Raw genomic sequence first — 7,967 nt, forward strand, 5'->3', positions numbered from 1 at the left:
AAGCTTGATTTGTATGTAGACGGCAGTGTGAAGAGCTACGCCCTTGATGCGTCAACCGGATATTTTACAAAGGATTCGGAAACGAAGATTGCCTTTACGGAACTGAAGCCGTACACCAAAGTGATGGTCATCGGCAGCGGGACGAAGGCAGGGTATGTGGAAGTGACGGATCCAACCGTTCAGCTGGAAAGCACGGAAGGAACGTTCCAGAAGCTGTCTCCGGGGAACATACTCTGGATCGAAACGAACAGCACGTTCCAGCAGTTTACATATGATGCGGGCACGACGTTCCTGGATCAGAACGGTGCGAAGATCGATCCTTCCGCTATCGCGGTCGGCAGCAAGGTATCGGTATCTCGTGAAACGTTCAGCTCCGCCAAGAAAACGGTCATCGTTCAAGTGAAATCGGGGATCGTGAACAAGACGGGCACCGGAACGCTGCAGAGCATCGATACGGCCACCAAGTCGCTCGTCATCAAAAATGACGCGGGCAATCTCGAGAGCTACACTTGGGATGCCAACTCGTTCTTCAGTTACCAGAATGAAATTCTGTCTCCGTCCGAACTGAAAGCAGGTTCGACCATTAATTACACGATCAGGAACAACGTTATTCAATCCATTGAATTAAAACAGGGAGTAGAGCGTACGATTCGCGGCTCCTTGTATGAGGTTGGAGCAAACGGCTCGACCATCACCTACAAGCGGGACGGCGGAGCACTTGAAGTGAAGCTTCTTGCCAGCAAGCCGGAAATCGTCATCAGCGGCATCAGCGCACCGCTTCTTAGCGATTTGATCGCGGATTCCACCGCTGGCGACCAGGTGCAAATTACGCTGAATCCTGACGAGCAGGTAACCAAAATCGAAGTGCTGAACCGCCAGATGGAGCAAAAACGCGGAGCCTCGGTCGTATCCTATGAACCGAAGACGAAGCTGCTCACGCTGATGGATGCCAACAAAAAACCGTTCGTTGTGACGCTCGACGATAAAACCAAGCTGGTGTACAACACGGCCAATCCGACGCTGTCCGGCATCGAATCGCTGCTGACGACCGGCCGTAAAGTGAACGTCAGCTATCTGACGAACCGGGCGCTGACGCTTGAGGTCATTTACCAGTACGACGGCAAGGTAACCGCGATCGATACGGCTGCCAAGAAGATGACTGTGGTCACCCCTGGCGGGGAAACACTCGTGCTGCCATACAGTAATCCGGCCGTACAGGCATATGGCAAGAGCAACGCGTCGCTGTCCGACGTGAAGATCGGCAGTGATGTCGCCCTTGTGCTGAATGCGACGCAGGATGCCATTTCGTCCATTCTATTGAAATCGACGGTTCAATTTGAAGTCGTGGACATGAACTATACCAGCAGCCGAATTACGGTGAAGAAGGATGGCGTGACGAGCCAGTTCTATCTGGACAAAGCCGCACTGACAGGAGATAACGGACAGGCGGTGGAGCTGGCGGATATTCGTGCCGGACAGATCCTCAACGTGACGTTTAACGGAACAAACGCGGCTGCCGCACAAATCGTGAAGCTGACGACGGGCCAAATCACGGCGGTGGATTCTTCTGCGGCATCACCAAGCATTACGGTGAAGGATTATGCCGGCACGACGGAAACGTTCAAGCTCGGAACCGGGTCGAAAATCGTCAATGACGCCGGCAGCGCTCTGAGCCTGGGGAACCTGGCTGCGGGCAACCGTGTCGAAGTCCGCAAGGACGAAAGCGGCAATGCCGTGGTCAAGGTGCTGAACGTAACGACCCAAACCTACTGGAAATATGACAGTTATGCGAAGGAAATATATGTGAAACGGCAAAATGTCAATGATGCCAACCTATACACGCTTTCGCCTGGCGCATATATTCACCAAGGTGACACGATATTGACCGTGCAATCCCTGAAAGAAAATGATACTATTGTATTGTATTTAAACAATGGAACGATTGTAGAAATACAGAAACAATAGTATGCTTTGGGAATGGTCATAAGATACACCGTCTTGATGCGGGGTTCTTACCCGCGTCAGGACGTTTTTTTTTGCAGGAGGTACTTCGCATGAAGGCTGAAACCGTTCGCTATATTTTGGACACGATCGGAGCGATGTTCCCTGACGCGCATTGTGAATTAAACCACAGCAATGCGTTCGAGCTGACGATCGCGGTTCTGTTGTCCGCCCAGTGTACGGACGAAACGGTAAACAAGGTAACCAAGGATCTTTTTCAAAAGTATAAAACGCCTGAGGATTATGTTTCGGTTCCCTTGGAGGAGCTCGAACAGGATATCCGCCGGATCGGCCTGTACCGGAACAAAGCAAAGCACATCCACAACCTGTGCCGCATTCTGATTGAACAGTACGGCGGAGAGGTTCCACGAGAACATGACAAGCTGGTACAGCTTCCCGGCGTAGGACGCAAGACGGCCAATGTGGTGGTGTCGAATGCATTTGACGTTCCGGCGATTGCGGTGGATACGCACGTCGAGCGGGTATCCAAGCGGCTTGCTCTGGCGGGCTGGAAGGACTCCGTGCTCGAAGTGGAGAAAAAGCTGATGAAGCGGGTGCCCAAGGATGAGTGGACGATCACGCACCACAGGCTCATCTTCTTCGGCCGGTATCACTGCAAGGCACAGAATCCGAAATGTCAGGTATGTCCGCTGCTCGATGTGTGCCGTGAAGGAAAAAAACGTAATGAAGACGTCCCAAATCAGAAAAGATAAGGAACATACAGGATAGGAAGAACAAAGATGGAGAAGGATGGGATTTAGATGAAATGCATTTCGGTGTACACAGACAATTTTGAAATGTTTTCCGATATTTTTGACGCGGTTGTGGAAAGCAAACTGAGTGAAAACGAAGAGAAGGAAGTCGAGGGAATCACGGTGAGCCATTCGGGCGACGTGCCTGAGCATTACCTGGACCGGATGTCCGTTAAGCCTGAAGTCGTTGTCATGAAGGACAAGTCCCGTGGCTTGACGATTTTGCAGCACGGCAAAGTCTTTGAAATTTTGATTCCGGAACTGGAAAGCGCGTCGATTTAACGGCCTGTTTATGCAGCGTAAGGCCCAGGATAAAACCGAATGGTATTCGGTTTTATTTTTTTTGTCCGGCAAAATGATTTCCAACCCATCGGTGGAATGTTAAAATAAAACTATTTGAATGGGTTTTCCGGCAAAAAGCGTCAGAGCCGCCTCATTCGGTCAATTGACACAAGGGAGAGTAGTCAGCATGTCGTTCACTGTCCAAACTACAGCTAGCCAAGGATCTATTGCGCTGCAGCCACTGAAAGAGCAGCTTGCCGCTTGGGGCGATGCGAGATCGGCGAGTCTCATCGACGATTTAATACATAAAGCAGACGCCGGGGAAATGACCATCGCCTTTTGCGGCCATTTCTCGGCGGGAAAATCCAGTCTGATCAATTCCTTAGGCGGGCGAAAGGTGCTTCCATCCGGTCCGGTGCCAACCAGCGCCAACGTCGTCTCCATCCGAAATGGCGAGCCGCGCGCCCTGATCTATCCGGCCGCAGGCGCAGGGGATGAAGCCCCGAGAGAGACCGCGGACCCGCTTCAAGTCTCGCTAAAGGAACTATACGAGTACTGCACCAACGGTGGTGACTATTCATCGGTGGAAGTGTGGGATGATGTTCCCCTGCTTGGGAAGCACGGCGTATTCATGGATACACCCGGGGTGGATTCGACGGACGACGGCCATCAAAAAGCGACTCACTCCGCGCTTCATTTGGCGGATGTCGTTCTGTATGTGATGGACTATAACCATGTCCAGTCCGAAAACAATTTGGTGTTTGCCAAGAGCCTGTCGGATTGGGGCAAACCGCTGTACCTGATCGTCAACCAAATCGATAAGCACCGGGAGCGGGAGCTATCCTTTGATACCTACCGCCAGGAAGTGGAGGCGGCTTTCAAGCGGTGGCAGGTGCATTACGAGAATTTGCTGTTTATCTCGCTGAAGAATCCGGAGCATCCGTATAACCAGCGGGCTCAGCTGGATGGCCTGGTGCAGGAGCTGATCGCCCAGCGGGGACCGCTATTGTCTTACAGCATCGACTGTTCCGCGCGTCATATCGCCGAGCAGCATACGGCGCAGTTCGCCGATTCGCTGCAGGAGGACATGGAGCAGCTGCTGCAGGAGATGGGAGGCGCCGAAAAGGCGGCGGAGCTGGAACGGGAGATGGGCGCCCTCAGGGAGGAGATCGAACGGTTTGCGAATATCCGGCAGCTGGAGCGGGAATCGGTCCGCCGTGAGGCGGAAGGACTGCTCGAGAATGCCAACCTGACGCCGGCCGATCTCCGGGATCGGGCGCAGCTGTTTCTCGAAAGCCGCAAGCCGGGCTTCAAGAAGGGCTTTCTGTTCGCCGGGGCGAAGACGGAGCAGGAGAAGCAGGAGCGCTTGGAAGGCTTTCTGTCGTCTTTGCGGGAGCAGTGCGCCTCCCAGATCGGGTGGCATCTTCAGGAGCTGCTGCGCCGCTGGGGACAGTCCCACCGGATTTGGAACGAGGAACGCGATCAGCAGCTTGCCGATCGGATGCCGGTCATCGGTCCGGAACTGTTGGAGGGCACGGTGGAACGGCCAGGGTGCAAATGAAGTCGGCCGAGGCCTTCCAGGACGATTTGGCGTATTCCTTCTCGATCCTCCAGCTCAGCAAGCCGGAAGGCGACAGCTGGCTTGAGGCGGTACGTTCCATGAAGCCGGAAGGTGTTCATCCGGCCGGCCTGCCGCATTACGGATTTCTCAAGGCGGCTGCCTCGGGCTGGGACCTGGCGAAACCGCTGTTGGGCAGCGTTCAGACCGTTGATATGACGGAGTACCGCTCTTTTGTAGCCGATGAGACCAAATCGTGCTTTGTCGACCGGATTGATCTGTATTACAGCTCTCCGCTGACGGAGCAGGGAATCGTGCTCGTGGATACGCCGGGGGCTGACTCACTGCACGCCCGCCATACCGGCGTGACGTTCCAATATATGAAGCAGGCGGACGCCATCGTTTTTGTAACGTATTATAATCACGCGTTTTCCAAGGGTGACAGGCAGTTCCTCACCCAGCTCGGCCGGGTGAAGGACAGCTTTGCCCTCGATAAAATGTTTTTCATCGTCAACGCGGCCGATCTGGCTGCTTCCCAGGAAGAGCTGGAGCAGGTCGTCAAGCATGTGGACGGCAACCTGAAAGCCCGGGGCATCCGGCTGCCGCATATTTACCCCCTCTCCAGCATGACCGCGCTCGAGGCGAAGCTGGGCGGAGATGAAGTTATGCTGGCGCAATCGGGACTCGGCGCATTTGAGGATGCGCTCGGAGTCTTCGCCGGGGAAGAGCTGCCCAAGCTGTCCCTCCAAGCCGCCGCATCCGAGGTGTCGGCTGCACGGAAAAGGGCGGAGGAATGGGCGCGTCTGTCCCGGCAGGATGCAGGCAGCAGGCAGCGGCGCAAGCAGGATCTGGTCCGGACAGCCGAGCAGGCTAAGGGGCTTGTTGGGCAGTTTGCCACAATGCAGCAGGGGAACCTGATTGCACAGGAAACGAAAGAGCTGCTGTTCCACGTCAGACAGCGCATCGGTTTTGGAATGGGTGACTTTTTTAACGAAACGTTTCATCCTTCCGTTCTGCGTGAGGATGCGGGTCAGCTGAAGCGGGTGTTTGCCGGGTGCGGACGCGAGCTGGAACGGACGCTCGTCCGTGAGCTGGAGCAGGAGCTGCTGGCCACGACGCTTCGATTGGAGAACAAAGGCAACAAATCGTGCATGCGGCCGCCGTACAGACGACAGAGGATATATCCGCACTGGATGCCGGTTTGGTTCTGAATCCGCCGGAGGAAAAGGAGTGGGAAACGCCGGAGCTTAAGGAAGTTCAGCTGGAAGGCATCGTCGACTGGAACGCGGCCTGGGGATATTTTAAATCGCCGAAGGCTTTCTTTGAAGGCGGAGGACGCGAAAAAATGCGTGCGGCTGTAGAAGAACAGATTAAGGAAGCGCTGAGCCGCGAAGTATCCGCTCAGGAAGGGCTACTGTCTGATTTTTACGCGCAGCGGATGGGGGATGCCCAGCATAGGCAGGCCGGCACCCTGCAGGAGCAGCTGAAGGAAACGGTCGATGCGCTGACCGCCTCGCTGGAACAGGGCGAACGGCCGGAGACGTGGGATACCCTCGCCGCCGAACTGCTTCATATTGAACAGCGAATGACATCTTAGGAAACCGTACGGTCACGGAGGAGACTCCGATTCGTGTTTGGTCGATAGCTGTTTCGAGACCTAGCTCGTCGTACTGATGGCCACAGAGCAGTCGATAAGGACCGTTCACTCAGAACCTCATGCAAAACAGGAATGAATGATGTCAGCTAAATACTCCCCATCACCGGCTAAGCCGGTAATTTCAATGCCGAAGTCCCTGTTACAGGGGCTTTTTTGTTTTCAATATGTAGGGGTGGCAAGTCCAGGTACTGACCGTAACGCTAACCTCTCGAAGACCGTTTCGGACACCGAAAAATGGAAGCTTTCCCCCAAGTCAGGAAGCGCTTTTACAGCACCACCCGGCTTTTTATAGGGAAGCGCAGAGATTGAGAGGATTTGGCATGATTTGATAAGTAAACCCGGATTATATCCAGTTAATGCCGAACCATTGACAAAGCGGCGAAAATATGCGCGGGACGTTTGAAGAACCGAAGTTCGATCACGGCAGCGTGTATGTCACCGGAACGATTCCGGTGCGAAATGCCGACATCTTCAAAACCGAGCTGCACGGGCTCACAGGGGGAACTTAAGCGAATGATTTTCAAGCATTCACATGACTCGAAGGAGGAGAACCATGAATGTTCTCAGGCAAATGCAGGGCTTTTTTTGGGCGAAGCGCAGTTTTCTTTATTTATCTATACTCTGCCTCGCCATAGCTACTGCGCTGGGGCTTGTTACCCCGAATTTGCTCCGGAAGCTGATCGACGAAGCGATCGTTCCGAAGCATTTTGAGCTTGTTCCCGCTCTGGCGCTCACCGTCATCGGTGTCGTCACCCTCAAAGCCGTCATGCAGTTTTTAAGCGGCATGCTCGGCGGAAGACTAGGGAACTATCTGGCATACCGTTTGCGTAACGGCTGCTACGAGAAGCTGCAAGTTTTGTCTTTCCGCTATTACGACACGGCCAGAACCGGCGACCTGATGTCCCGTCTGACCGGGGATCTCGAAGCGATCCGTCAATTTATCGCCTTTGGTATCCCGCAAATTTTGAACACGATTCTCATGGTTGTGTTCGGGGCGGTCATGATGCTGTCCATCAGCTGGCAGCTGACGCTCGCTACCATGATCAGCATCCCGTTCCTGGTGTTTGTCGCCTTGAAGTTCGAAGGCAAGATCCACCCGGCGTTCCAGGAAATGCGCCTGGCGCTGAGTGCGCTGACGACTTCGGTACAAGAGAACATTACAGGTGTTCGTACGGTCAAATCATTTGCGCGTGAGCCTCACGAAGTCGACAAGTTTTCCGTGCGTAATGAACGCTACAAAAACAACCAGATCTTCGCTTCGGGTCTGTGGAGCCGCTACTTTCCGGTCATGGAGCTTCTCGCGTCCATCTGCGTCGTGCTGCTCCTCGGCGTCGGAGGCACGCTGGTCATTCACCAATCACTGTCGCTGGGCGAGCTCGTTGCCTTCTTCAGCTTGATCTGGTACATTATCGGACCGATGTGGAATATCGGTTATCTCATCAACAACTACACGCAGTCGGAAGCTTCGGGAGAGCGGGTGCTCGAGCTCCTGAACCAGCCGATTGACGTCAAGGATAAAGACAATGCCGTCGCTCTGTCTTCCGACGAAGTGAAAGGGCATGTCACTTTTGAACATGTTACCTTTGCTTATGGTAATAAGCTGGCCGCTATCCAGGACATTAATTTGGATGCGCCTCCAGGATCGGTCATCGGCCTGCTCGGCGGAACCGGATCAGGGAAATCGACGGTCATCCAGCTGCTGATGCATGCGTATAAC

Annotated in this window: 7 protein-coding genes and 1 pseudogene; all 8 read left to right on the top strand. The window is 54.1% G+C overall.

Features of this window, described 5'->3' with window-relative positions; genetic code table 11:
• Positions 1-1,965 (top strand): S-layer homology domain-containing protein (locus CPT76_RS05095; protein WP_105442145.1); only part of this gene is annotated, 1,965 nt, incomplete at its 5' end.
• Positions 1,966-2,054: 89 nt separating this feature from the next.
• Positions 2,055-2,730 (top strand): annotated as a pseudogene (nth, locus tag CPT76_RS05100) (endonuclease III).
• Between the two features lie 32 nt (positions 2,731-2,762).
• Positions 2,763-3,035 (top strand): NAD/NADP transhydrogenase alpha subunit, encoded by a 273-nt coding sequence (locus CPT76_RS05105; protein ID WP_076170940.1) that lies wholly within the window; start codon positions 2,763-2,765, stop codon positions 3,033-3,035.
• A 187-nt stretch (positions 3,036-3,222) separates the two neighbouring features.
• Entirely contained in the window at positions 3,223-4,596 is a 1,374-nt protein-coding gene (locus CPT76_RS38970) for a dynamin family protein (RefSeq protein ID WP_258168093.1), read from the top strand.
• The gene (locus CPT76_RS38975; RefSeq protein WP_258168168.1) at positions 4,593-5,804 is read left to right on the top strand and encodes a dynamin family protein; all 1,212 of its coding nucleotides are present in this window, start codon (positions 4,593-4,595) and stop codon (positions 5,802-5,804) included. The genes CPT76_RS38970 and CPT76_RS38975 overlap by 4 nt, the downstream gene beginning before the upstream one ends.
• A complete protein-coding gene (locus tag CPT76_RS38980) occupies positions 5,795-6,190 on the top strand; it encodes a hypothetical protein (protein ID WP_258168094.1) in 396 nt (131 codons plus the stop codon). Before CPT76_RS38975 ends, CPT76_RS38980 begins: the two co-directional genes overlap by 10 nt.
• A gap of 446 nt (positions 6,191-6,636) precedes the next feature.
• Positions 6,637-6,759: a hypothetical protein gene (locus CPT76_RS38985; protein WP_258168095.1), complete on the top strand. Its 123-nt coding sequence runs from the start codon at positions 6,637-6,639 to the stop codon at positions 6,757-6,759.
• 44 nt (positions 6,760-6,803) lie between these two features.
• The coding region (locus tag CPT76_RS05115) for an ABC transporter ATP-binding protein (protein WP_105442146.1) at positions 6,804-7,967 on the top strand (1,164 nt) is incomplete at its 3' end.

Source organism: Paenibacillus sp. AR247, from assembly GCF_002968895.1.
GTDB classification, from domain to species: domain Bacteria; phylum Bacillota; class Bacilli; order Paenibacillales; family Paenibacillaceae; genus Paenibacillus_AQ; species Paenibacillus_AQ favisporus.

Bases quoted from the DNA above. Each gene is read 5' to 3' on its own strand.
- CPT76_RS05105 (WP_076170940.1), top strand. From the start codon at position 2,763: ATGAAATGCATTTCGGTGTACACAGACAATTTTGAAATGTTTTCCGAT.
- CPT76_RS38975 (WP_258168168.1), top strand. From the start codon at position 4,593: ATGAAGTCGGCCGAGGCCTTCCAGGACGATTTGGCGTATTCCTTCTCG.
- CPT76_RS38970 (WP_258168093.1), top strand. From the start codon at position 3,223: ATGTCGTTCACTGTCCAAACTACAGCTAGCCAAGGATCTATTGCGCTG.
- CPT76_RS38985 (WP_258168095.1), top strand. From the start codon at position 6,637: ATGCGCGGGACGTTTGAAGAACCGAAGTTCGATCACGGCAGCGTGTAT.